This is a genomic window from Pseudarthrobacter chlorophenolicus, assembly GCF_000962805.1.
Classification (GTDB): Bacteria; Actinomycetota; Actinomycetes; order Actinomycetales; family Micrococcaceae; genus Arthrobacter; species Arthrobacter chlorophenolicus_A.
This window is the reverse complement of the sequence record NZ_JZTW01000006.1, coordinates 190,641-214,602: the sequence shown is the minus strand read 5'-3', so window position 1 is coordinate 214,602 and position 23,962 is coordinate 190,641. Positions and strand designations below refer to the sequence as shown.

Below are 23,962 nucleotides of genomic sequence, written 5' to 3'. Positions count from 1 at the left end.
CATGGCCGAACAGCAAGCGAACAGTGCAGGTTCCGCCGGCCCTGCTTCAATAGGCGCAGAGACCATCAGCGGCTACCTCGCCCGGCTCGCCTCCCGGCAGCCGACCCCCGGGGGCGGTGCTGCTGCGGCCCTCCATGCTGCGCAGGGCGCCGCCCTGGTGGCCATGGTTGCCCGGTACACCACCGGTCCCAAGTACGCGGAACACGCGGCGCTGGTGGAGCGGATCACCGGCATCGCCGACGAACTCGCCACCGAAGCCCTGCGGCTGGCGGATTCGGATGAGCAGGTTTTCCAGGCGGTCATTGACTCCTACAAGCTGCCTGCTGACACGGAGGAACTGAAGGCTGCCAAGAGCGGCGCCATCCAGGCGGCACTCGTCCAGGCGGCACAGACCCCGGCGCAGCTCATCAAACTGGCCGGTTCGGTGGTGGACCTCGCCACCGAACTGGGCGAGGTGGCAAACCCGAACGTGATCAGCGACGTCGCAGCGGCGGCGGATGCCGCCCGGGCCGCCGCAACCACCGCAAGGGTGAATATCGACATCAACCTCGTGGCCATCAAGGACCCCTCCGTCAGGTCCCTTCTTGCGGACCAAACGGACGGCCTGGCTGACAAGGTTGTAGCGGCAGCGGACAGCCTCGCGGCCCGGGTACGGGAAAGGATCCTTCAATGAGCACCGCAACCACCCGGGCCCTGTCCGGAAAGACGCTGGCGGGAGTCATCCGGCAGCGGGCCCGGGATGAGGCCCGTGAACTCGAGCGGGATGGTGCGCATCCGTCCGTCGCAGTGGTCATCGCCACCGACGACGAGTCAACGCACTGGTACGTCCGCTCCATCGAACGGGCGGCCGAAAATGCCGGCATCGGCTGCCGCGTCATCGACCTGGGGCACGATGCCACCGAGCAGGTGCTGGCCAACGTCCTGCGGGACCTCAGCGCAGAGCCTTCAGTCCACGGCATCATCCTGCAGACGCCACTGCCGGCAGGAGTCCGGACCGATGCCCTGGTGGGCCTGATCGCGCCGGAAAAAGACATTGACGGCGCCAACCCGCTCAGCCTGGGCCGCCTCGCCGTGGGGCAGCCGGCCTTCGCACCCGCCACTGCCCGTGCCGTGGTTGAAATCCTCGACCACTACGACGTCCCCGTTGCGGGCCGCAGCGTCGCCGTGGTGGGCCGGTCCGCCGTCGTGGGCAAACCCCTGGCGCTGCTGCTGCTGGAACGCGATGCGGCCATCACCGTGTGCCACTCGCGTTCCGGCCCGCTGGAACGGCACACCAGGCAGGCGGACATTGTGGTGGTGGCTGCCGGAAGGACGGGACTGGTGAACGGCAGCCACATCTCGCCGGACACCGTTGTGGTGGACGTCGGTACCAACGTCCTCCCGGACGGCTCCCTGGTGGGCGATGTTGACGGCGCAAGCGTGAATGGCATCGCCGCTGCGCTGACCCCGGTTCCCGGCGGCGTCGGCTCGGTGACCACCGCGCTGTTGCTGCTGCACACGGTGGAGGCTGCACGCCAGCAGTCGCGGGTCCAGCTTTTGGAAAACGCCTAGCGTTCGAAAAAGTGTGGACACGACATCCACCACTGACCTAAAATTACTGATATATCTTTCGTCTTGTAAATGAGATATCAGTCGCCCGTTGCTCGTAGACGGTGCTTCGATGGCCTGAAACCTGGGGAGGTATTCCTCGTCGAAGCACCGCTTACGGGCAACGGGCGTTTTCGCTTCAACTCCGCAAGGGGCATCCATGATGACGTTCACGCCCAGCGCAGATCCCGCGTCCCCAATGGCGGGGACCGGACTGCACTCGATCGATTGGCCGGAAGCCAGGCGCCTGGCCTACGACTGCGCAAGTCCCCTCCCCTCCGTAAAGGTTCCGCTCCATGAAGCGGCCGGACGGACCCTCTCCAGAGCCGTGAAAGCGTTGCAGGACCTGCCCCACTACGCCTCCTCGGCAATGGACGGCTGGGCGCTGAACGGGGATGGCCCCTGGCTGCTGGCCGGCGGGCAGCAACCACTGGCGCCAGGCACGGCCGCCGTCATCGCCACCGGCGGCCTGGTTCCGCCCGGAGCGAGTGCTGTGCTCCGCAAGGAAAGCGGGCTGGTGGCTGAGGACGGAACGGGGCGCCCTGTCCTTACCGTCAGCGCCGACGCCAAGCCTGGTGAACCCCGGCCGGGCCAACACGTGCGCCCCGCGGGGACCGAGGCGCTAGCCGGCGAAACACTGATTCCAGCCGGCACCGTCCTCAACCCCGCCCACCTGGCCCTTGCGGCCGTAGCCGGCCACGACCTGGTGGAGGTGCAGTCGAAACCGGTGGTTTCGGTCGTTTTGACCGGCTCCGAGGTAGTGACATCAGGTATTCCTGCCCCAGGGAACGTCCGGGACACCTTCGGCCCGCAACTGGGCACCGTCATTTCCCAGCTGGGCGGCATACCGGGCGATTTCACCCGCATTGGCGACTCCTTCAATGCCTGGCTTGAGGCACTGGACGGCTCCGGACCGGATTCACCGGCGCGGGCCGACGTCGTCATCACCACGGGAGGAACCGGCAAGTCCGGCACCGACCACTTCCGGGATGCCGCGGCCGCCCTCGGCGGACGCCTGCTGCTGGACGGTGTCGCCATGCGCCCCGGACACCCCGCTGTCCTGGCCGAACTGCCTGACGGGCGCTTCGCCGTCGGACTTCCCGGAAATCCCCTCGCCGCCATGATGGCGCTGGCCACCATCGGCGCCCCCTTGCTGGCCTCGCTGGGAAACCAGCCCTTGCCGCAGGTCCGGCACGCCACCTCCGGCAACGACTTCGGCCCCGACGGCGGCTGCAGCGACGGAAAGGGGCGGACGCGGCTCATCCCGTGCAGGTTCCTGTCCGGGCTGGCCTTTCCCGTGCCCCACACTGGACCTGGCATGATGCGCGGCCTGGCGTGGGCTGAGGGCGTCATGGTTGTCCCTCCCGGCGGCGTCGACTCGGGCCAGCCCGTGGCGGTTCTGCCGCTTCCCTGGACCCCGGCGGCCGTAAGCGTTGGAAGGAACACGCCTTGGCACGCATGACGCAGCGCCGCAAGATCCACCGCTTCCACCTGGACGGCTCGGGCACCGAATATCCGGTCCGGTTCAAGGAGGATGTGATCGCCGCCGAAGAGCCGCTGGAGATCCGGCTGGGCGGCCGTTCATTCGCCGTCACCATGAGGACGCCGGGTGACGACTTTGACCTCGTGGCCGGGTTCCTCGTTTCCGAGGGCGTGATCCGGGAGGCATCCGAACTGGTGTCCCTGCGCTTCTGCGCCGGCGGCCCCGACGAAGCGCAGACCTTCAACGTAGTGGACGCGCAGCTGCGTCCGGACGTCCCCCTGCCCGAAACCATGCGGCACGTCTACACCTCCAGTTCGTGCGGCATCTGCGGCACGGAGTCCATCGAGGCGGTGCGGAAGACCCTGCACTACGATCCCTCCGCGGACCCGCTGAAGGTGCCCGTAGACGCCCTTGCTTCCCTCCCGGACAAGCTGCGGGAGGCCCAGGCCGTGTTTGACAAGACGGGCGGTGTCCATGCTGCCGGTCTCTTCCGATTAGGCGACGGCGAGCCCGAGCTGCTGTGCCTGCGCGAGGACGTGGGACGGCACAATGCCGTGGACAAGGTGGTGGGGTGGGCCCTCCGGCAGGGCCTGCTGCCACTGCGCGGCACAGTGTTGCAGGTGTCCGGCCGGGCGTCGTTTGAGCTGGTCCAGAAAGCCGCACTGGCCGGCATTCCAGTGCTCTCTGCGGTGAGCGCCCCGTCAAGCCTGGCCATCGACCTGGCCGTCGAAACCGGCCTGACACTCGCGGGATTCAGCAGGGGACACAGCCTGAACGTCTACGCGGGCCGGGACCGGCTCGAACGGCCACGCTCCGTAACAGAAGACTTTCTCAAGGCAGGGGCCGGCCAGGAAAACTAGCGCCCCGCGTCGCCTTTCAAGCCGGCCACTCCCGCGAGGGAGGGGGCGCGATTGTTGCTGCCCTTTTTTCGGCGGCCGCAGGCGTTAAACGCCGCAAATGCCAGCCGACATCTTCTTGACAACCGGTGTGACCTGACGCACTGTTTTGTTGCATAAGACGAAGCATGTTGATCATCCCGGAACGAAGAACTTCTCAGATCCGCGTACTTCCCACTCCGCGGCACCGGGCTGCGGTAACTGGGACGCGATCACTCCCAACGAGAAACCGACCTGCGGTGGCCGCAGTTGGAGGAACCCAGTTTCCCAGCGGCCCCTGCTGCGGTGAGCATCCCGCTCCCGCAACAAAACCCGAAGGAACTGTTGATGACAATCCAAGGTGGCAGCACCATCGATCAAAGCAGGGCAGAAGCGACCAGCTCCGCGTTCAAACGCCGCTTCATGATTCGGCTCGTCGCTGTCTTCATCGGCGGGATGTTCCTCGACGGTTACATCCTGGGGATCATCGGTCCCGTCGCCGGGCTCATGCGGACCGACCTCCAGCTCGACGCATTATCGCTCGGCCTGATCGCTGCTGGCCCGCTGGTTGGCATCTTCGTGGGTTCCCCGCTGGCCGGCTGGGCTACTGACAAGTTCGGACGCAAGCCCATGTTCCTCGTGGACATGGGACTGTTCCTGGCAGCCTCCGCGGCCCAATTCTTCATAACCTCCGGAGACGGGGCCGTCATCCAGCTGGTCATCATCCGGTTCTTCATGGGCGTGGCGATCGGCGGAGAGTACTCAATCGGCGGGCCCTTGCTGTCGGAGTTCTCCCCTCCCAAGCTCCGCGGGCGTCTGCTCGGGCTGACCCTGATCGCCTGGTACGTCGGTTTCATGGTGGCGTTCATTGTTGGCACGCTCCTGCACGACGCCGGCACCCCCTGGCGCGTCGTCATCGGAACCAGCACCATACTTGCGCTCGTCCTGTTCATTGCCCGCCTGGGCCTGCCCGAATCGCCGAGCTGGCTCATCACCAAGGGACGGCGGGAGGAAGCACTCGAGATCGCGCACAAGTACGTCGAGTCTCCGGAGATGAAAAACAGCATCACCGAGGAGATCGACCTCAGGATGATCCAGGAGGCCCAGGCCGCGAAGAACAGGACCAAAATCAAGGGCGCCTCCATCGGAATGCTGTTTTCGAAGGAGAACTGGCGCGCCACCGTCTTCACCTCGGGTTTCTGGTTCTGCGCTGTCACTCCGTACTTCGCGATCGCAACCTTCGCCGACGATGTGCTCACCCAATTCGGCTTCGGCGGCGGCTGGGCCGGCGGAGTCGGACTCTCCGCACTTGCGGCCGCGGGTGTCGTCACCAGCGTGCTTCTGATTGACAGGCTCGGCCGCCGAATCCTCACCGTGCCCGGGCAGTGGCTCTGCGCAGGCATCCTGCTGGTTATCGGAGTCTGGGCGGACGCACCGGCGATCCTCATTCTGGTCCTGTTCCTCGCCTTCTCCTTCTTCAACGCCGGCTACACCACGATGACCCAGGTCTATCCGGCCGAGGTCTTCCCCGGCCACCTGCGCGGCATCGGCATGGGCTTCGCCGCGGCCTTCAGCCGCATCGGAGCAGCGCTCGGCACCTTCGCTTTGCCGTGGGCCATCAGCAACATCGGCATGGGTCCCAGCATGGTGGTAGCCGCAGCCGTCGCACTGCTCGGCGCCGTCCTCTCGCAGTGGCTCGCCCCTGAGACAAAGGGGCGCACCCTCGCCGAGATCTCATCAGATTTCTCCCACTGATCCCTGGACTGCCCGATTACATCGAGCTTGGAGGCCCCCGCCGCAGCCGCGGCGGGGGCCTCCCTGCTTTGCCTGCTTCACACCCGCAGCGACGCAATAAAGCGGTAACCCCTTGACATCTGATGTGAGCTGCGCCACCGTGTTGCATATGGTGATGCACGTTGCTCATAGCGAAGCAACTCAGCAGTACCCGCCGGAACACCCCGCAATCCAGGAGAACCACACGCCATGACCGCTTCGCCCCGCGTCGTCATCATCGGAGCCGGCATCGTCGGCACGAACCTCGCCGACGAACTCGCCAGCCGCGGCTGGACGGACATCACCGTCGTCGAACAGGGCCCGCTTGAGCTTGCCGGCGGTTCCACGTCCCACGCCCCGGGCCTGGTATTCCAGAACAATGGGTCGAAGACGATGACGGAGTTCGCCACCTACACCGTCAACAAGCTGCTCTCCCTGACAAAGGACGGGCAGTCCTGCTTCAACCAGGTGGGCGGCCTGGAACTTGCCACCACCCCCGAGCGGCTGGCGGACCTCAAGCGCAAGATGGGCGTGATGACCTCCTGGGGCGTGGAAAGCCGGATCATCGACGCCGACGAATGCGAGAAAATCTACCCGCTGCTGAACACCGGCAAGCTCAGCGGCGGCCGCGAGGTCCTGGGCGGCCTCCTCATCCCCACCGACGGCCTCGCCCTGGCCGCCCGGGCCGTGCAGCTGCTGATCGAGCGCACCCGGGAACGCGGCGTCACCTACCTTGGTTCCACCACCGTTACCGGAATCGCCCAGGAGGGCGGCAAGGTCACCGGCGTCGAGACCTCTTCAGGCTTGGTCCCCGCCGACATCGTCGTGTCCTGTGCGGGCTTCTGGGGCCGTGAGCTCGGCAAGATGGTGGACCTCGAGGTGCCCCTGCTGCCGCTGGCCCACCAGTACGTCGTCACCACGCCGCTGCCCGAACTTGAGGGCGTCAACGAGCTTCCCAAGGGCGCCAGCAAGCCCATCCTGCGTTACCAGGACAAGGACCTGTACTACCGCGAATGGGGCGACAGCATTGGCATCGGCAGCTATGCCCACCGTCCGATGCCGGTGGACATGTCCGCCCTGCCCGAGGTGCCGGCCGGCGAGATGTCTGACCACCGCATGCCCTCCCGCCTGGACTTCACCCTCGAAGACTTCCTGCCGGCCTGGGAAGACACCCGGGACCTGCTGCCGGCACTGCGCAACGCAGACATCCAGGACGGCTTCAACGGCATCTTCTCGTTCACGCCCGACGGCGGCCCGCTGATCGGCGAGCACCCGGACCTGACCGGCTTCTTCGTTGCCGAAGCGGTGTGGGTGACGCACTCCTCCGGCGTAGCCAAGGCTGTCGCCGAGCTGCTCGTGGAAGGACGCTCCCGCACCGACCTGCACGGCACGGAGCTCACCCGGTTTGAGAAGGTGCAGACCTCGGACTCCTACGTCAGCGAAACCTCGCAGCAGAACTTCGTGGAGATCTACGACGTCCTCCACCCGCTGCAGCCGCGCAAGTCGCCGCGGGACCTGCGCGTCAGCCCGTTCAACGTCCGGCAGAAGGAACTCGGGGCGTTCTTCCTGGAGTCCGCGGGCTGGGAACGCCCGCACTGGTTCGAAGCCAACCGCCCGCTCCTGGAGGAGCTGCCCGAAGAATGGCGCGCACCCGAGCGCGAGGAGTGGGCGAACATGTTCCACTCCCCCATTTCCGCCGCCGAAGCGTGGAAGACGCGTACCGCCGTCGGGCTCTACGACATGACGCCGCTCAAGCGGCTCCAGGTCGTTGGCCCCGGTGCCGAAGCGCTGCTGCACCGCCTCAGCACCGGAAACATCACGAAGAAGCCCGGCGCCGTCACCTACTGCCTCCTGCTGGAGCACGACGGCGGCATCCGCAGTGACGTGACGGTGGCGCGCCTGGAGCAGGAGAAGTTCCAGCTTGGCGTTAACAGCAACGTGGACTTCGACTACCTGCGCGTCGAGGCCCGCAAGCAGTCTGAGGCCGACCCGGCACAGTGGGCACATGTCACCGACATCACCGGCAGCACCTGCTGCATCGGCCTGTGGGGCCCGCTGGCGCGCGAAGTGATCGGCAAGCTCAGCAGCGATGACCTGAGCAACGACGGCCTGAGGTACTTCCGCACCAAGGAAATTTCCGTGGGCGGCATTCCCGTAAGCGCCTGGCGGCTGTCCTACGTGGGTGAACTCGGCTGGGAGCTCTACACCACCGCCGAATACGGCCTGAAGCTGTGGGACCTGCTCTTCGAGGCAGGCCAGAAGTTCGGCATCGTGGCTGCCGGCCGCGGCGCGTTCAACAGCATGCGCCTGGAAAAGGGCTACCGGCTGTGGGGTACCGACATGACCTCCGAACACCACCCCTACGAGTCCGGCCTCGGCTTCTCCATTGCCAAGGACAAGACGGGCTTTGTTGGGGCCGAGGCCCTTGTTGGGCGCAAGGAGCAGCCCGCTACCCGCGCACTGCGCTGCCTGACGGTCGACGACGGCACGTCAGTTGTGCTTGGCAAGGAACCTGTCTACGTGGGCGGGGAAGCCGTCGGTTACGTCACCAGCGCGGCCTACGGCTTCACCGTGCACAAGCCCATCGCGTACGCCTGGCTGCCCGCCGGCGTCGAAATCGGTGACTCCGTAGAGATCGAGTACTTCGGCAAGCGCGTGGCGGCCACCGTCTCTGCCGAACCCCTGGTGGACCCGGGGATGGAGCGCATCCGCGGCTGATTCTCTTTCGCCCCCCCAGGGTGGTTGGGCCTGCTTGAGACCGGCAGGCCCAACCACCTTTTTGCGCTGTTTGTCCCTGCCCCGAGGTTGATCCGGTCGACGCCCGTTGCGGTGGTTGAGCTTGTCGAAACCCGGTGGTTGAGCTTGTCGAAACCCTGTTGGTCCCTTGAATGTCGTACCCCTTTGCCATAGTTCGGTTATGGGGAAGTCGGCGGTGGTGAGGGCGTTGGAGGAGATCGATGCTGCCCTTGCCGTGCTGAACGCGGAGGTGGATGGTGCCGGTTGCGAGCCGTTCTCTGCGGCCGATCCGTTGGCTGGGTTGGCGGGCGGGTGCTTGGACGTCCTGGCCGGCGCCCGGGCGGTGGAGGCCAGGGTCGCTGGTTTGAAGGCGAAGGCCGCGGTGGCGTATGCCGAGAGTGCCAGCGCGGTGGCGGGCCCGGTGGTACCGGCGCATTCGCAGGAGATGTCGGCCGCGGCAGAGGTCGGCTGCGTCCTGGCGCTGGGTCCGCGGGCCGCATCATCGTTCCTGGCCACCTCCCACGCCCTGGTCGCCACGCTGCCGCTCACGTTGGCCGGTCTGCAGGCCGGGGCGCTGTCCTGGGGGCACGCGGTGGTGATGGCCGACGAAGCAGCCGGTCTAGACACTGTGGGCGCCGCGGCGTTGGAAGCGCATTTCCTGAACCCGTGCGCCCCGGACGCGGCGGCCGGTTGCCCGGTCGGGGAGTTGCCGGCGCACCGCTTCCGGGTCAAGGCCCGCACCTGGCGCGAACGCCACCACACCGAGAGTATCGAGGCCCGGCACGCCAAGGGTGTGGCGGAGCGGCGGGTGGAGTACCGGCCGGACCGCGACGGGATGGCCTGGCTGTCCGCGTACCTGCCGGCCTGCCAGGCTTCGGCGGTCTGGGACCGTCTCACCTCCGAAGCCCGGTCCCTGCAAGGCACCGATGAGCCGCGCACCCTCGCCCAACTCCGCGCCGACAACTACGCCACAGCCCTGCTCGCCACCTACCCCGCACCCGGCGCTACCAACCGCACCCGCCCGGACAGCGACGGCTCCGGCGCCATGGCCGGCGCCGCGGCTGGTGCCGTTGCCGGCGGGGTGTCTGCACCGATCCGTGCCCAAGTCCTGGTCACCGTCCCGGTGTTCTCGCTGATGGGCCTGACCGATGAACCGGCCATCCTGGACGGGTACGGCCCCATCCCGCCCTCCATGGCCAGGGCGTTGGTGGCCGATGGTGCCGGGTCGTTCTACCGGGTGCTGGTGGATCCGCGGGACGGGGCGCCGCTGGAAATCGGGCGGACCGGTTACCGGGTCACCGGCGCGATGCGGGCTTGGCTGCGGATGCGGGATGGTAAATGCCCGTTCCCCGGCTGCAGCAACCATTCCCTGGACAACGACGCCGACCACATCCTCTCCTGGGCCAACGGCGGCACCACCGGGATCAGCAACCTCGGCCAGCCCTGCCCCAAACACCACAAACTCCGCCACACCACCGGATGGAAACCCACCCCCGCAGGCCGGAACAAACCACCCGGCTGGACCTCACCCAGCGGCCGGCACTACGCAAGCGAACACCAGGACTGGGAACCACCCCACCGTCCGAAGCAGCTGAAAACCGGGGCCACCGACCTTATTCGCCACCGCGGATCACCTTGGGAGGATGCCCTGGGGCAATGCCTGAGCGCCTACGGCTAACACTGCCGTGGGGCAAAACAATGGCGGCACCCCGGAACGGCCGGGATGCCGCCATCGCGTGGCGTCAACGGGGTGGGGGCTCGGTAAACCTACGCAGGAGTCCCTGTCAGTTCTCCTGCCGATTCCTCGGCGGCCACAGTTTCACCCGTGTGCGGTTCAAAGCGGACGAACATGGCCTTGAAGCCGGGGGTGTTGGATTCGCGGGCCACGTTTTCCTTGTGGACCAGGGCGTTGGCTTCGGGGAAGTACGCAGCGGCGCAGCCCTTGGCGGTGGGGTAGGCCACCAGGCGGAACTTGTCCGCGCGGCGATCGACACCCTGGAAGGTGCTCACCACGTCCACGAGTTCCCGGTCCTGGAAGCCTGATTCGGCGAGGTCCTCCGGGTGGATCAGGATGACGCGCCGGCCGCCGGAGACCCCGCGGTAGCGGTCGTCCAGGCCGTAGAACGTGGTGTTGTACTGGTCGTGGCTGCGGATGGTCTGCAGCACCAGGTGGCCCGGCGGCGGCGTCAGGTACTCCAGCGGGCTCACCGTGAACCGGCCGCGGCCGATGTCCGTGGCGAAGGAGCGGGTGTCGCGCGGCGGGTTGGGCAGTACGAAGCCGTTCTTGGTCCGGACCCTGGCGTTGAAGTCCTCGAAGCCGGGGAGGACCCGGGAGATGTGGTCGCGGATCACGTCGTAGTCCTCGGCCATGCCGCGCCAGTCGACGGAGTGGTCCTTGCCGAAGGTGGCCTCGGCCATCCGCGCCACGATCACGGGTTCCGCGAGCAGGTGCTCGGACACCGGCGTGAGGCGGCCCTGGGTGGAGTGGACCACGGACATGGAGTCCTCCACGGAGAGGAACTGCGCGCCCTTGGGGTGCTTGTCGTCCTTGTCCGTCCTGCCCAGCGTGGGCAGGATCAGGGAAGTGCGCCCGTGCACGATATGCGAGCGGTTGGGCTTGGTGCTGATGTGCACGGTCAGGCCGATGCGCTGCATGCCGGCTTCCAGCGCCTCGGTGTCCGAGCAGGCGAGCGAGAAGTTGCCGCCCATCGAGACGAAGACGTCCACCTCGTCGCGGTCGAAGGCCTCCATGGACTCCACGGCGTCGTGGCCGTGGTGCCGCGGGGACGTAATCCCGAACTCGGCATCGAGGGCCGCCAGCAGCCATTCCTTGGGCTTTTCCCAGATGCCCATGGTCCGGTCGCCCTGGACGTTGGAGTGCCCGCGGACGGGGCAAGCACCCGCGCCCGGCTTGCCGAAGTTGCCCTGCAGCAGCAGGACGTTGACCATTTCCTTGATGGTGTCTACGGAATGCGGCTGCTGGGTGACACCCAACGCCCAGCAGAAGATGGAGGCCTTGGAGGCCAACAGCATCCCTGCCACCTTCTCGATCTGCGCCCGGTCCAGGCCGGTAGCCTTCTCCGTCTCGTCCCAGTCCAGGGTGCGGCGGGCGTCCCGGTAGGCGTCGAAGCCATCCGTCTGCGCGGCGATGAAGGAATGGTCGACGACGGTTCCCGGGTTCTTCTCCTCGGCCTCCAGCAGCAGGTGGCCCAGCGCCTGGAACAGGGCCAGGTCGCCACCCACCTTGATCTGCAGGTATTCGTCGGCCAGCGGCGTGCCGCCACCCACCACGCCGGACACCGTCTGGGGGTCCCGGAAGTTGAACAGGCCGGCCTCGGGCAGCGGGTTCACGGCCACCACCTTGCCGCCCTTGTCCTTGCATTCCTTGAGTGCCGAGAGCATGCGCGGGTGGTTGGTGCCCGGGTTCTGGCCCACCACGAAGATGAGTTCGGCGTCGTGGATGTCGTCCAGGGACACCGTCCCCTTGCCGATGCCGATGGTCGGGTTCAGTGCCGAGCCGGAGGACTCGTGGCACATGTTGGAGCAGTCCGGCAGGTTGTTGGTGCCCAGGGCCCGCGCGAACAGCTGGTACAGGAAAGCGGTCTCGTTGGCGGTGCGGCCCGAGGTGTAGAACACGGAGCGGTCAGGAGTGGTGGCACGGATGTGCTCACCGATCAGCTCGAACGCGTCATTCCAGGAGATGGGCGAATAGTGCGTCTCGCCTTCCCGGATCACCACGGGTTCGCTGAGCCGGCCCTGGTTCCCCAGCCAGTACTCGGTCTTCTCCGACAGTTCGGCAATGGAGTGCTTGGCCCAGAACTCGGCGCCCACCGTGCGGAGGGTGTTCTCCTCGGCTACGGCCTTGGCGCCGTTTTCGCAGAACTCGGCAGCCTTGCGCTTCTTGTCCGATTCAGGCCACGCACAGCCCGGGCAGTCGAAGCCTCCGCGCTGGTTCAGCCGCAGCAGTGACTGCGCCGTACGGGTCACGCCCGCCTGCGCCACGGCCCGCTCCAGCGCGACCATGACGGCCTTGACGCCCGCGGCCTCGGTCTTGGGCTTGTGGACCTCAAGCAGGTCCTCGTTGATGTCCGCCACCGGGGCGGGCTGCTTACCGAACTTCATCGTTCCAACTTCCTTGCCGGCATTTGTTGATCAATTGCTGAGGGGGGCGTGCCGGCGTTTCCCGGCACGCCCCCACTGCGCGCTTTTCTGGACTGCGCCTACTCCGCGATCTTGGCCAGGGTTTCCTGTTCGGCGGCGATGGTGGTGTTGTCACCATGGCCGGTGCGGACCACCGTTTCGGCCGGCAGGGTCAGCAGCCGTTCGCGGATGGAGGTAAGGATGGTGGGGTAGTCGCTGTACGAGCGGCCAGTGGCACCCGGTCCCCCGTTGAACAGGGTGTCCCCTGTGAACACCGTGCCTTCGCTTTCCAGGTAGAAGCAGGTGGATCCCGGCGAGTGGCCCGGCGTGTGGATGGCCTTGAGCACCGCGCCGCCCACCTCGAACTCGTCGCCGTCCACGTGGTACTGGTCCGGGGTGGCGTCCGGGTATTCCTGCTCCCAGAGGACCAGGTCTTCCCGGTTCAGGATGATCGGTGCGCCTACGGCCCCGGCCACCTCGCGGGCAGCGCCGATGTGGTCGTTGTGCGCGTGGGTGAGCAGGATGGCCTTGACCGTGCGGCCCTTGACCTGGTTGATGATGGCAGCGGCATCATGCGGGGAATCGATGATCACGCATTCTTCGTCGTTGCCCACGATCCAGACGTTGTTGTCCACGTCCCAGGTACCGCCGTCGAGCGAAAACGTGCCCGAGGTGACCAGGTTCTCGACGGTGACGCCCATCAGGAGGCCGCCACGGGGAGTTCGACGACGGAACGCAGGACCTTGCCCTCATGCATCTTGCCGAAGGCCTCCTCCACCTGGTCGATGGTGATCCGTTCGGACACGAAGGCGTCCAGGTCCAGGTTGCCCTGCTTGTAGTGGGACACCAGCATGGGGAAATCGCGGGAGGGCAGGCAGTCGCCGTACCAGGAGGACTTCAGGGAGCCGCCGCGGCCAAAGACGTCCAGCAGCGGCAGGTCCAGCGTCATCTCCGGCGTCGGGACGCCCACCAGGACCACGCGGCCGGCGAGGTCACGGGCATAGAAGGCCTGCTTGTACGTTTCGGGACGGCCGACGGCGTCAATCACCACGTCCGCTCCGTTGCCTCCCGTGAGGGCCCGGATGGCCTCGACGGCATCCTCTTCCTTGGAGTTCACCCCGTGGGTCGCACCGAGCTTCTTGGCCATTTCGATCTTGTTGCTGTCGATGTCCACGGCGATGATGGTCGTGGCGCCGGCGAGCTTGGCACCGGCGATCGCCGCGATGCCAACGCCGCCGCAGCCGATGACTGCCACGGATTCTCCGCGCTTGACCTCACCGGTGTTGATGGCGGCGCCGATGCCGGCCATCACGCCGCAGCCCAGCAGGCCTACGGCTGCAGCATCAGCCTCGGGATCCACCTTGGTGCACTGCCCGGCGGCAACGAGTGTCTTTTCAGCGAACGCCCCGATGCCCAGCGCGGGAGACAGTTCGGTGCCGTCCTCAAGGGTCATCTTCTGGGTGGCATTCGCGGTGTTGAAGCAGTACTGCGGCTGGCCCTTGGCACAGGCGCGGCACTGGCCGCACACGGCACGCCAGTTCAGGATCACCCGGTCGCCCGGGGCCACCTCGGTGACGCCCTCGCCGACGGCGCTGACCACGCCGGTAGCCTCGTGGCCCAGCAGGTAGGGGAAGTCATCGCCAATGCCGCCCTGCTTGTAGTGCAGGTCGGTGTGGCATACGCCGCAGGTCAGGATGTCCACCAACGCCTCACCCGGGCCCGGATCCGGGACCAGGATGGTCTCCAGCGACACCGGAGCGTTCTTCTCACGGGCAATGACAGCTTGAACTTTGTGAACCATCGTTCTGTGTTCCTTTCCTGGATCCGGCGGGATCCGGTGAGTCGGCACCAATTGCCAATCTAGCCGACGCAACACGGTTAATGCCCGCCCGGTGCAGTACGCCATCCACGCCTGCTAAATTGCGCATTACACAACGCGGCGCACATAGTGCTACTTGAAAATATGACAGCGACCACAGTTGGTGTCAATAGATATATCAGTTTCAGGCCAGCGGCACTGTCCTTCGACGTCCCCTGGTGCTTCCTGGACTTATCGGCAGCCGTGCGGGCACGGTCCCGTTATGTGCCCGAAAACTCCGGCAGTAGGCTGGATGGCATGTCTTCGAACCAACCCCCCGCCGAGCGGCGCGAGGTAACCGTCCGCCGGGCCCCCAAATTCGTACCGTTCCTGGTGCTGGGCGCGCTGGTGGGCTTCGCAGCAGCTGCAATTGCGGCATTCGGCGTGCCTGCGGATGAGGACTTCGATCCGGGCGCTGTTTTTGGCTTCCTCATGATCACTTTCGGTGCCGGCGGAGCGATCCTCGGCGCTGTCCTGGCCCTGGTCCTGGACCGCCGAAGCGTCCGCAGGCAGCAGCGCGCCGTCGTCGAATCCGTCCCTGACTCCGCGCCGGACACAAACCCGCAGGCGTGACCCCTGCCACCGGCAGCACGCCCCGGCATCCGGGTGCGTGACGCTGCCGGGTCACAAAGGGGAGCGGGAAAAAGTCCTACCCCATGTCGTGCGATAATCGATCAGTGGCACGCGGCGATGGAAAACTTTCCCATGATCTTCTTCCCGGCGAAAAAGGCCCGCAGGACGCTTGTGGCGTCTTCGGCGTCTGGGCTCCCGGAGAAGAAGTAGCAAAACTAACCTATTACGGGCTGTACGCACTGCAGCACCGTGGCCAGGAGTCGGCTGGTATTGCTACCAGTGACGGCAAACGGATCAATGTCTATAAGGACATGGGGCTGGTGTCCCAGGTCTTCGACGAGACAACCCTGAACACCCTCACCGGGCACCTGGCCGTGGGCCACTGCCGTTACTCCACCACCGGAGCCAGCCACTGGGCCAATGCCCAGCCCACCCTCGGCGCCACCTCCACCGGCACCGTGGCCCTGGCGCACAACGGCAACCTGACCAACACCGCCGAGCTCAACGCCATGATCACTGAACGCAACGGCGGCCAGCTCACCGGCGAAATGAAGCAGGGCAACACCTCGGACACCGCCCTGGTCACCGCCCTCCTGGAAGGTGAGCCCGGCAAGACCCTTGAGGAAACCGCCACCGAGCTCCTGCCCAAGATCAAGGGCGGCTTCTGCTTCGTCTTCATGGACGAAGGCACCCTCTACGCGGCCCGCGATACCTATGGCATCCGCCCGCTGGTCCTGGGCCGGCTGGAACGGGGCTGGGTAGTGGCCTCCGAGCAGTCCGCCCTTGCCACCGTGGGTGCCAGCTTCATCCGCGAGATCGAGCCCGGCGAATTTATCGCCATCGACGAAGAAGGCGTGCGGTCCAAGAAGTTCGCTGAGCCCACTCCGGCCGGCTGCGTCTTCGAGTACGTTTACCTGGCCCGTCCGGACGCTGCGATTGCCGGCCGTTCCGTCTACGAGTCCCGTGTGGAGATGGGCCGCCAGTTGGCCCGCGAAAACACCCACGAAGCGGACATCGTCATCCCCGTCCCGGAGTCTGGCACCCCCGCTGCCGTGGGATACGCCGAGGAATCGGGCATTCCGTTCGCACACGGCTTCGTCAAGAACTCCTACGTGGGCCGCACCTTCATCCAGCCCTCCCAGACGCTGCGCCAGCTGGGTATCCGGCTCAAGCTCAACGCCCTTGAGTCCGTGATCCGCGGCAAGCGCGTGGTGGTGGTGGACGACTCGATCGTCCGCGGCAACACCCAGCGGGCCATCGTCAGGATGCTGCGGGAAGCCGGCGCCGCCGCCGTCCACGTCAAGATTTCCTCCCCTCCCGTCCAGTGGCCCTGCTTCTACGGCATCGACTTCGCCTCCCGTGCGGAGCTCATCGCCAACGGCGCCACCATCGAAGAGATTTCGCAGGCCATCGGCGCCGACTCGCTGGCTTACATCTCCGAGGACGGCATGATCGGCGCAACCCGCCAGCCCCGGGAACGCCTCTGCACCGCGTGCTTTACGGGCAAGTACCCGATTACCCTGCCGGGCGCGGACAAGCTGGGCAAGAACCTCCTGGAACGCACCGACCTCGGCGGCCTCCCGCCGTCGCCGTCCGCCCTGCCGGGCGAAACCGCAGCCCTCGCCGTCGACTCCGAGGAAGATCCTGCCGGGAAGGCCGGCGCTACCGGCTGCGATCCCGGCCCGGACTCCGAGTTTGAAAACCTGCTGACCGACGCCGACATGGTGCCAGACGTACACGCCGCCGCAGGCACTGACAAGAAAGAGTCCGTATGACTTCCGCAAACACTGCCGCCGGTTCCGCATCAGGGAAGGCAGGCATCACTTACGCCTCCGCGGGCGTCGATGTCGAAGCCGGCGACCGCGCCGTCGAGCTCATGAAAGACGCCATCAAGGCGACCCACAACCCGTCGGTGATCGGCGGGGTGGGCGGCTTCGCCGGCCTCTATGACGTCTCGAAGCTGCTGACCTACAAGAAGCCGCTGCTGGCCACCTCCACGGACGGTGTGGGAACGAAGGTTGCCATCGCCCAGGCCATGGACATCCACGACACCATCGGCTTCGACCTCGTCGGCATGGTGGTGGACGACATCGTCGTGGTAGGCGCCGAACCGCTCTTCATGACCGACTACATCGCCTGCGGCAAGGTGGTTCCCGAGCGCATCGCCGGCATTGTGCGCGGCATCGCCGCTGCCTGCTCAGTGGCGGGCACCGCCCTGGTGGGCGGCGAAACCGCAGAACACCCCGGCCTGCTGGGCGAGCACGAATACGACGTTGCCGGTGCAGCCACCGGCGTCGTCGAGGCAGACGCCCTGCTCGGACCGGACCGTGTCCGCGCGGGCGACGTTGTGATCGGCATGGCCTCCTCCGGCCTGCACTCCAACGGCTACTCGCTGGTCCGCCGCGTGATCAACCACGCCGGCTGGGCCCTGGACCGCCAGGTCTCCGAACTGGGCCGCACCCTGGGTGAAGAACTGCTTGAGCCCACCCGCGTCTACGCCGCCGACTGCCTGGACCTGGCCCGCACCTTCCCCGTCACCGGTTCTGCTGCGGTCCACGGCTTCAGCCACGTGACGGGTGGCGGCCTGGCCGCCAACCTGGCCCGGGTCCTGCCGCAGGGACTGGTAGCCACCGTGGACCGCGCCACGTGGGAACTGCCGGCCATCTTCAAGCTCGTTTCCGAACTTGGCAACGTGCCGCTGGCCGACCTGGAACGCACCCTGAACTTGGGCGTGGGCATGGTGGCCATCGTCTCCCCCGAAGCAGCGGATGCCGCCGTCGCGCGTTTGAACGAACGCGGGCTGCCGTCCTGGGTGATGGGCACCGTCGCCGCGGACTCGGATTCCATCGTGAAGTCCGGCCCGGACTACGTCCAGGGCGCCAAGGGCGTGGACGGCGGCGCAGTCCGCATGGTCAACGCCTACGCCTAGGAAATTCTTGACAGGGCCGCCCCTCATCCGCGCTCGTGCGGGTGCGGGGCGGCTTCGTTTTATGGGCGGTTCCGCCCCACGCTGGAGGCTTAGATTTCCAGCAGGCTGAAGACGCCTCCCTGCGGGTCCTTCAGGGTTGCGGTGGCCCCGGGTGACTCATCGTCGGCCGGTTCCGGCGCGATCAGGACTTCCGCGCCTGCCGCAATGGCCTTGCCCACGGCTGCCGGGACATCCGCCACGCCGAAGTAAACCTGCCAGCCAGCAGGGCCGTCGTCGTGCGCCACCCCTGCAACCTCGGCACCGTCCACCATGAGCGTTGTGTAGGTGCCGCCGTCCTCCTGCGGGTATTCCGTGACCTCATGCCCGAAGAGGTGCTGGAAGAAGCCGATGGCAGCCTGGGGCTCAGGCGTGAGCAGTTCGGCCCAGGAAAGTGCACCGGGCACGTTATACCTTCCTGAGCCGCGGTGCGTTCCGGCCTGCCACACTCCGGTAGTGCCGCCGCCCGGCGGGTCCAGGAACACCATGACGCCTGTCTCCCCCACCTCCTCGGGGCCAAACTGCACGGAACCGCCGGCGTGGACGGCGTTGGCGGCGATGCTCCGGGCGTCGTCAGCGGCCAGGTACACGTTCCACTGGGCAACCGAACCAGGCGCCTGCATGGGGCTCTGCGGCGCAATGGTGGCCACCACGTCGTCTCCCAGGAAGGCCATCGCGTAGCTGCGGCCGTCCGGAGTGGGATGGTCCTCCAAACGCCACCCGAAAACCGCTGCATAGAACTTCTTGGCGGCTTGGACGTTCGGCGTCTGAACGTCAGCCCAGCACGGGGCACCCTGCGGGTAGGTGTTCACAGTTGGCATGGGACCAACGGTACACGTGGCCCGGGGAAAGCCCCGGCCGCCGGGAGGGAAACCTGGGGCTGGCGGAGGCAGCGAAGGGGATGACGACGGAAAGGCCCGCGGGCACGCACTGTAAAAGGGCGTGCCCAAACGGGCCTTGTGACCGAGGTCGGCAAAAATTAGTGCTGCAAAGAATTTGCCCAACGGCGACTAGCCGATGCGACGGTTGTCTACCTCGTCGTCATCATCTTCCAAATCATCCGCGTACTTATCCACATAAGCCGAATAGTCCGGTTCCACCGGCTCATTGGCGTAATGGCTCGTTACACGACTGCCTGGGCCCGTCAGCTCACGCTGAAGTGCCGAGTAGTCAGTGTTCGGGGAGTAGTACTTGATATCCCGAGCCTGCTTGGTAGCTTTTGCCTTTTGACGGCCGCGCCCCATGGCGTGACCCCCTTTTGTACTTGGACCGGAGGTGGTCACCTTGGCGATCGGTGAGGCCCCGGAATGTTTGGTCAATTTGTCGTACACCTAGATTACATGCTTTCTGCGGCCCCTGCTTGCCGCCCGACGCGCTCCCACGTGTGATTGGGTTACCATTCCCCGGTCCGCCCGCGGGTTTCCGGGTTTTTTCTTCGGTAGAGTCGCTTCAGGCAGCTGCCAAAACCCTTCCGACGGCGGGTTTTGCGGTACTGAAGCGACGACAACGCAGGAGGATGCAGCCGTGAACCCCCAGGACGTTCCGCCGAAGCCAGCCTCCCCACCAACGGCCGGCATCCCCCGGGTAGACGCCGCCCCGGCGCCGGCATCCGTGACGTGGCCCCCTCAGCATGCTGAACCCGGCCCCACGGCCTCCGGAGCCGCCGACTCCACCCCGTCCGGCGCCACCCCACCGAATCCCGCACCCCGGGCTAAGACCCTGTGGAAGGCGCTCTTCGCCGTCGTACTCGTTGCCGTGGTGGGAGGCCTCGTGTGGCTGGCCCTGTGGCTCAACTCCGGCGCAGCAGCCCCCGAGGGCCAGGGCGGCCAGGCTGGAGTCCTTGAAACGACCCCCACGCCGCGGGCGACGCCGCTGCCACTGCCCAGGGACGGCGTCAAGCCCGCTGACTACGCCGTGGGTGACTGCTTCAAGGACTTTGATCCGGAATCACTGGCCTCAACCGCAGTGCCCTGCGATACAGGCCACTCCGCACAGCTGGTGGGTGTCTTCCGCTATCCCGCAGGCGAGCGCTACCCGGGGGCAGAAACACTGAAGGCCAAGGCCCTGGAGATCTGCCAGGCAACCAAGCTGGGCCCGGCCGCCAACAACTTCCAGCTCAACTACCAGCGCAGCTTCCCCAGCAGCACCAGCTGGGACGCCGGGGATCGCCGGGCTGACTGCTATGTAACGGCCCCAAACGGGAACGTCATCAACGCAAGCGTGCTGCCCTGACGGTTATCCGCCGGGACAGCACGCTGTGAGGTTCGGCTAGCCCTTCCGGCGCACCGACAATCCGGCCGACGGAACACCGGTGAGGGCGTCCACGTTGCCGTTGGTGAGTTCGCCGGGATCGGCCGCGGTGTCCACCAGCACGGTGTCCCCGTCGCTGATGTCGCCGGCGAGGATGCCCTTGGCCAACCGGTCGCCGATCTCGCGCTGCACCAGGCGGCGCAGCGGGCGCGCACCGTAAGCGGGGTCGAATCCGGAAAGTGCCAGCCAGGCCTTGGCCCCATCCGAAACCTCCAGGGTGAGCCGGCGTTCGTGCAGCCGCCGACCCAGCTCCTCCACGTGCAGTTCGACGATGTGGCCCAGTTCCTCCACCGTGAGGGCGTCGAACAGGACCACCTCGTCCAGCCGGTTCAGGAACTCCGGCTTGAAGGAGGCATTCACGGTGGCCATCACGGCATTCCGCTTGGCTTCGGCATCAAGGGTCTGATCCACCAGGAACTGGCTGCCCAGGTTGGACGTGAGCACCAGGATGACGTTGCGGAAGTCCACCGTCCGGCCCTGGCCATCGGTAAGGCGGCCGTCATCGAGCACCTGGAGCAGGATGTCGAAGACCTCGGGGTGCGCCTTCTCCACTTCGTCCAGCAGCACCACGGAGTACGGGCGGCGGCGGACGGCCTCGGTGAGCTGGCCGCCCTCTTCGTATCCGACGTATCCCGGAGGGGCACCCACCAGGCGTGACACGGAGTGCTTCTCGCCGTACTCGGACATGTCGATGCGCACCATGGCACGCTCGTCATCGAACAGGAAGTCCGCCAAGGCCTTGGCCAGCTCGGTCTTGCCCACGCCGGTGGGGCCCAGGAACAGGAACGAACCGGTGGGCCGGTTGGGATCGCTGATGCCGGCCCGCGCACGGCGGACGGCATCCGACACGGCAGTAACAGCCTTGGCCTGGCCGATCAGCCGGCGGCCCAGCTCCTCCTCCATGTGCAGCAGCTTCTGGCTTTCGCCCTGCAGCATGCGCCCGGCGGGGATGCCGGTCCAGGCGGAGATGACCTCGGCGATGTCATCGGCGGTCACCTCCTCCGCCACCATCAGGGATGACTTGTCCGTCACGGCAGCCTCGGCCTCGGCAGCGGCGTTAAGCTCTCGTTCCAGCGCGGGGATCTCGCCGTAGAGTACGCGGGAAGCCGTTTCCAGGTCGCCTTCGCGGGCAGCCTTCTCGTACGCGCTGCGCAATTCGTCCAGCTTGACCTTGAGGTCGCCCACCCGGTTGAGGCCGGCACGTTCGGCCTCCCAGCGGGCCTTCAGCCCGTTGAGTTCCTCCTCACGGTCCGCCTTGTCGGCCCGCAGCGCGGCAAGGCGTTCCACAGACGCGGCGTCCTTCTCGTCATGGAGGGCAAGCTCCTCCATGGTGAGGCGGTCCACCAACCGCTGCAGCTGGTCGATCTCTTCCGGTGCTGAGTCGATCTCCATCCGCAGCCGGGACGCCGCCTCATCCACCAGGTCGATGGCCTTGTCCGGAAGCTGCCGGCCGGAGATGTACCGGTTGGACAGGGTAGCGGCGGCTACGAGTGCGGAGTCAGCAATGGTGACCTTGTGGTGCGCCTCGTAGCGTTCCTTCAGGCCGCGGAGGATGCCGATCGTGTCCTCGACACTGGGCTCCCCCACGTACACCTGCTGGAAGCGGCGCTCCAAGGCCGGATCCTTTTCGATGTTCTCGCGGTATTCGTCCAGGGTGGTGGCGCCGATCAGGCGGAGCTCGCCGCGGGCCAGCATGGGCTTGAGCATGTTGCCGGCGTCCATGGAGGAATCCCCGGTGGCGCCGGCGCCCACCACAGTGTGGATCTCGTCAATGAAGGTGACGATCTGGCCTTCGGAGTTCTTGATCTCCTCGAGAACGGCCTTGAGCCGCTCCTCGAATTCGCCGCGGTACTTGGCGCCGGCCACCATGGATGCCAGGTCCAGGGCAATGAGGGTCTTGCCGCGCAGGCTTTCGGGGACGTCATTGGCCACGATGCGCTGGGCAAGTCCTTCCACCACGGCGGTCTTGCCCACGCCGGGCTCGCCGATGATCACGGGGTTGTTCTTGGTACGGCGGCTCAGCACCTGCACGATGCGGCGGATTTCCGTGTCACGTCCGATCACCGGGTCCAGCTTGCCGGAGCGGGCCATGGCTGTGAGGTCGGTGCCGAACTTTTCCAGCGACTGGAAGGTGTTCTCGGGGTCCTGGCTGGTGACCTTCCGGTCGCCGCGGACGCCGGGCAGGGCGGCCACCAGGGCTTCGTGGGATGCCCCGGCGTCGCGCAGGATCCTTCCCACACTGTCACTTCCGGCGGCGAGGCCCAGCAGCAGCATCTCGGTGGAGACGAACGTGTCACCCAGGTTCTCGGCCTCGGTCTTGGCGTTCTGGATAGCCTGCAGCGCGGGCCGTGACAGCTGGGCCTGCTGCGTGGAACCGCCGGATGCGGCAGGCAGGGCCTTGATGGCACTGCTGGCCTGGACGCTGACGGCGTCCGGTTCGGCGCCGGTGGCCTTCAGCAGCGCCACCGCCACGCCGTCACGCTGATCCATCAGGGCCTTCAACAGGTGGGCGGGTTCCACCTGCGGATTACCGGCAGTTGAAGCGTTCATGGCGGCAGCCGAAAGAGCCTCCTGGCTCTTGGTGGTGAATTTGACGTCCAAAGAGGGCTCCTTTCAGGGGCGGGTTTTCTTAAGGTTGAGTGTACTACGCTCAACTTTGAAAAACGCAGTCTTTGGACCCTGTTTTCCCACAGCGAACCGCCAATGCCTCCTGGCGCCGCCGTGCGGCGGGAAACGCAAAAAACCGGCGGGCGGCTCCCCCAACAAGCCGCCCGCCGGCATGGGCGGATGCGCGTCACCGCGGAACCGCCGCCGTCCGCCCGCTAACGGGGCGGACGGAAGCCGTGAAGGTGGAAGCTCAGGAAGCCCCCACCCCTGAGACGCTGGTAATCCAGCTGAGGTTCCGGGACACGGACGCATGGTCGTTGTAGTACCTCGTGAAGCTGGACGGGTTGGGATTGGGCAGGATGCTCGACGTCGACAGGACGCCTACCAGCTTGCCGTTGACAAGGAGGGGGCCGCCGGAATCGCCGCCCAGGGTGTGTCCGCTTTGGGACTGCGTCCTGACGGAGGCTCCGCCATAGGTATCGGTGCCTTGGCCGGCCACAGTGACGTCGGCGGTTTTGAGGTTGTAGGACATGGTGCCCGCGCCTTCTGTCTGGTCGCCCCAGCCGTACACCTTGGCCGGAGTCCCGGTGGCGGGGAAGGAGCTGGAGAGGCCCACATAGGAGCCGTAGTGCGGGGTGGACAGCTTCAACAGCAGGACGTCGCCGGTGCTGGAGGCATAGCGGGCGGCGACAGTCTTGACCGTGCCGCCGGATTCAAGGTAGGTGGCTCCCAGCCGGACCGACTGCAGGGAGGCGGAATTGCAGTGCTTCGCCGTGATCACCCAACTGGCCGAGATCTGGCTGCCGGTGCATCCCACATTGGTGCCGGTGGCGTCGAAGGAGATCTGCGCTGCATAGGGGGCTGCGGAAATGGTGGTGGTGCTGCCGCCGGCGATGTCGGGGCTTGCCATGTCACCGCCGGGAGCGGGTGCGGCCTGCGCGGGCAGCGGGCCCATCAGCGCAGCAGTCGCGGCAACGGCGGCAAGGATTCTGGCGATTTTCACAGCGGTGGCTCCTTCGCAAGGGACCCCGCGCCGCAGCCCGTTGAGGCGCAGG

18 protein-coding genes are annotated in these 23,962 nt (G+C 66.5%); 11 read left to right on the top strand and 7 right to left on the bottom strand.

Annotated elements, in window-relative coordinates; all coding sequences use genetic code 11:
• The first annotated feature begins 1 nt into the window (after position 1).
• From UC32_RS08700 to UC32_RS08670, 7 genes are all read left to right on the top strand, one after another.
• A complete protein-coding gene (locus UC32_RS08700) occupies positions 2–673 on the top strand; it encodes a cyclodeaminase/cyclohydrolase family protein (protein ID WP_045730825.1) in 672 nt (223 codons plus the stop codon).
• Positions 670–1,551 carry a bifunctional 5,10-methylenetetrahydrofolate dehydrogenase/5,10-methenyltetrahydrofolate cyclohydrolase gene (locus UC32_RS08695; RefSeq protein WP_045730824.1) on the top strand — a complete coding sequence of 294 codons (882 nt, stop codon included), beginning with the start codon at positions 670–672 and terminating at the stop codon, positions 1,549–1,551. The genes UC32_RS08700 and UC32_RS08695 overlap by 4 nt, the downstream gene beginning before the upstream one ends.
• Positions 1,552–1,747: 196 nt before the next feature.
• Entirely contained in the window at positions 1,748–3,049 is a 1,302-nt protein-coding gene (locus tag UC32_RS08690) for a molybdopterin molybdotransferase MoeA (RefSeq protein WP_052690549.1), read from the top strand.
• A complete protein-coding gene (gene fdhD / locus UC32_RS08685) occupies positions 3,037–3,930 on the top strand; it encodes a formate dehydrogenase accessory sulfurtransferase FdhD (RefSeq protein ID WP_045730822.1) in 894 nt (297 codons plus the stop codon). The genes UC32_RS08690 and fdhD overlap by 13 nt, the downstream gene beginning before the upstream one ends.
• A gap of 363 nt (positions 3,931–4,293) precedes the next feature.
• On the top strand, positions 4,294–5,700 hold the full coding sequence (locus tag UC32_RS08680) for an MFS transporter (protein ID WP_045730821.1): 1,407 nt from the start codon (positions 4,294–4,296) through the stop codon (positions 5,698–5,700).
• 228 nt (positions 5,701–5,928) lie between these two features.
• Positions 5,929–8,436, top strand: a complete 2,508-nt coding sequence (locus tag UC32_RS08675) for a GcvT family protein (protein ID WP_045730820.1) — start codon at positions 5,929–5,931, stop codon at positions 8,434–8,436.
• Positions 8,437–8,635: 199 nt separating this feature from the next.
• Positions 8,636–10,132: an HNH endonuclease signature motif containing protein gene (locus UC32_RS08670; RefSeq protein WP_045730819.1), complete on the top strand. Its 1,497-nt coding sequence runs from the start codon at positions 8,636–8,638 to the stop codon at positions 10,130–10,132.
• A gap of 89 nt (positions 10,133–10,221) precedes the next feature.
• Here UC32_RS08670 and UC32_RS08665 read toward each other — a convergent pair whose 3' ends face one another.
• The 3 genes from UC32_RS08665 to UC32_RS08655 all read right to left on the bottom strand — a co-directional run bounded on the left by UC32_RS08665 (position 10,222) and on the right by UC32_RS08655 (position 14,395).
• Entirely contained in the window at positions 10,222–12,576 is a 2,355-nt protein-coding gene (locus UC32_RS08665) for an FdhF/YdeP family oxidoreductase (RefSeq protein ID WP_045730818.1), read from the bottom strand.
• Between the two features lie 98 nt (positions 12,577–12,674).
• Positions 12,675–13,295 (bottom strand): MBL fold metallo-hydrolase, encoded by a 621-nt coding sequence (locus tag UC32_RS08660; RefSeq protein WP_045730817.1) that lies wholly within the window; start codon positions 13,293–13,295, stop codon positions 12,675–12,677.
• Positions 13,295–14,395: an S-(hydroxymethyl)mycothiol dehydrogenase gene (locus UC32_RS08655; RefSeq protein WP_045730816.1), complete on the bottom strand. Its 1,101-nt coding sequence runs from the start codon at positions 14,393–14,395 to the stop codon at positions 13,295–13,297. Before UC32_RS08655 ends, UC32_RS08660 begins: the two co-directional genes overlap by 1 nt.
• Before the next feature lie 315 nt (positions 14,396–14,710).
• Between UC32_RS08655 and UC32_RS08650 the strand changes: the two genes are divergently transcribed.
• From UC32_RS08650 to purM, 3 genes are all read left to right on the top strand, one after another.
• The gene (locus UC32_RS08650; RefSeq protein WP_045730815.1) at positions 14,711–15,025 is read left to right on the top strand and encodes a hypothetical protein; all 315 of its coding nucleotides are present in this window, start codon (positions 14,711–14,713) and stop codon (positions 15,023–15,025) included.
• A 104-nt stretch (positions 15,026–15,129) separates the two neighbouring features.
• Complete coding sequence (gene purF / locus UC32_RS08645) at positions 15,130–16,800, top strand: amidophosphoribosyltransferase (protein ID WP_045730814.1); 1,671 nt, start codon at positions 15,130–15,132, stop codon at positions 16,798–16,800.
• Complete coding sequence (gene purM, locus UC32_RS08640; RefSeq protein WP_045730813.1) at positions 16,797–17,954, top strand: phosphoribosylformylglycinamidine cyclo-ligase; 1,158 nt, start codon at positions 16,797–16,799, stop codon at positions 17,952–17,954. The genes purF and purM overlap by 4 nt, the downstream gene beginning before the upstream one ends.
• Before the next feature lie 89 nt (positions 17,955–18,043).
• Here the strand turns inward: purM and UC32_RS08635 are convergent, their stop codons facing one another.
• Both UC32_RS08635 and UC32_RS08630 read right to left on the bottom strand, forming a co-directional pair.
• Complete coding sequence (locus UC32_RS08635) at positions 18,044–18,811, bottom strand: VOC family protein (RefSeq protein WP_045730812.1); 768 nt, start codon at positions 18,809–18,811, stop codon at positions 18,044–18,046.
• A 189-nt stretch (positions 18,812–19,000) separates the two neighbouring features.
• Entirely contained in the window at positions 19,001–19,234 is a 234-nt protein-coding gene (locus tag UC32_RS08630) for a DUF3073 domain-containing protein (protein WP_015938627.1), read from the bottom strand.
• Positions 19,235–19,514: 280 nt separating this feature from the next.
• On the opposite strand from UC32_RS08630, the gene UC32_RS08625 reads away from it, so the two are divergent.
• Complete coding sequence (locus UC32_RS08625) at positions 19,515–20,222, top strand: septum formation family protein (protein ID WP_045730811.1); 708 nt, start codon at positions 19,515–19,517, stop codon at positions 20,220–20,222.
• A gap of 36 nt (positions 20,223–20,258) precedes the next feature.
• On the opposite strand, the gene clpB is transcribed toward UC32_RS08625, so the two are convergent.
• Both clpB and UC32_RS08615 read right to left on the bottom strand, forming a co-directional pair.
• Positions 20,259–22,901 carry an ATP-dependent chaperone ClpB gene (gene clpB, locus UC32_RS08620; RefSeq protein ID WP_045730810.1) on the bottom strand — a complete coding sequence of 881 codons (2,643 nt, stop codon included), beginning with the start codon at positions 22,899–22,901 and terminating at the stop codon, positions 20,259–20,261.
• Positions 22,902–23,157: 256 nt separating this feature from the next.
• Entirely contained in the window at positions 23,158–23,910 is a 753-nt protein-coding gene (locus UC32_RS08615) for a S1 family peptidase (RefSeq protein WP_052690548.1), read from the bottom strand.
• Positions 23,911–23,962: the final 52 nt, after the last annotated feature.

What these genes read in the sequence shown, in the direction of transcription:
- UC32_RS08700 (WP_045730825.1), top strand. Translation starts at nt 2, where the DNA reads ATGGCCGAACAGCAAGCGAACAGTGCAGGTTCCGCCGGCCCTGCTTCA.
- UC32_RS08695 (WP_045730824.1), top strand. Translation starts at nt 670, where the DNA reads ATGAGCACCGCAACCACCCGGGCCCTGTCCGGAAAGACGCTGGCGGGA.
- UC32_RS08690 (WP_052690549.1), top strand. Translation starts at nt 1,748, where the DNA reads ATGATGACGTTCACGCCCAGCGCAGATCCCGCGTCCCCAATGGCGGGG.
- UC32_RS08680 (WP_045730821.1), top strand. Translation starts at nt 4,294, where the DNA reads ATGACAATCCAAGGTGGCAGCACCATCGATCAAAGCAGGGCAGAAGCG.
- UC32_RS08675 (WP_045730820.1), top strand. Translation starts at nt 5,929, where the DNA reads ATGACCGCTTCGCCCCGCGTCGTCATCATCGGAGCCGGCATCGTCGGC.
- UC32_RS08670 (WP_045730819.1), top strand. Translation starts at nt 8,636, where the DNA reads ATGGGGAAGTCGGCGGTGGTGAGGGCGTTGGAGGAGATCGATGCTGCC.
- UC32_RS08665 (WP_045730818.1), bottom strand. Translation starts at nt 12,576, where the DNA reads ATGAAGTTCGGTAAGCAGCCCGCCCCGGTGGCGGACATCAACGAGGAC.
- UC32_RS08660 (WP_045730817.1), bottom strand. Translation starts at nt 13,295, where the DNA reads ATGGGCGTCACCGTCGAGAACCTGGTCACCTCGGGCACGTTTTCGCTC.
- UC32_RS08655 (WP_045730816.1), bottom strand. Translation starts at nt 14,395, where the DNA reads ATGGTTCACAAAGTTCAAGCTGTCATTGCCCGTGAGAAGAACGCTCCG.
- UC32_RS08650 (WP_045730815.1), top strand. Translation starts at nt 14,711, where the DNA reads ATGTCTTCGAACCAACCCCCCGCCGAGCGGCGCGAGGTAACCGTCCGC.
- purM (WP_045730813.1), top strand. Translation starts at nt 16,797, where the DNA reads ATGACTTCCGCAAACACTGCCGCCGGTTCCGCATCAGGGAAGGCAGGC.
- UC32_RS08635 (WP_045730812.1), bottom strand. Translation starts at nt 18,811, where the DNA reads ATGCCAACTGTGAACACCTACCCGCAGGGTGCCCCGTGCTGGGCTGAC.
- UC32_RS08630 (WP_015938627.1), bottom strand. Translation starts at nt 19,234, where the DNA reads ATGGGGCGCGGCCGTCAAAAGGCAAAAGCTACCAAGCAGGCTCGGGAT.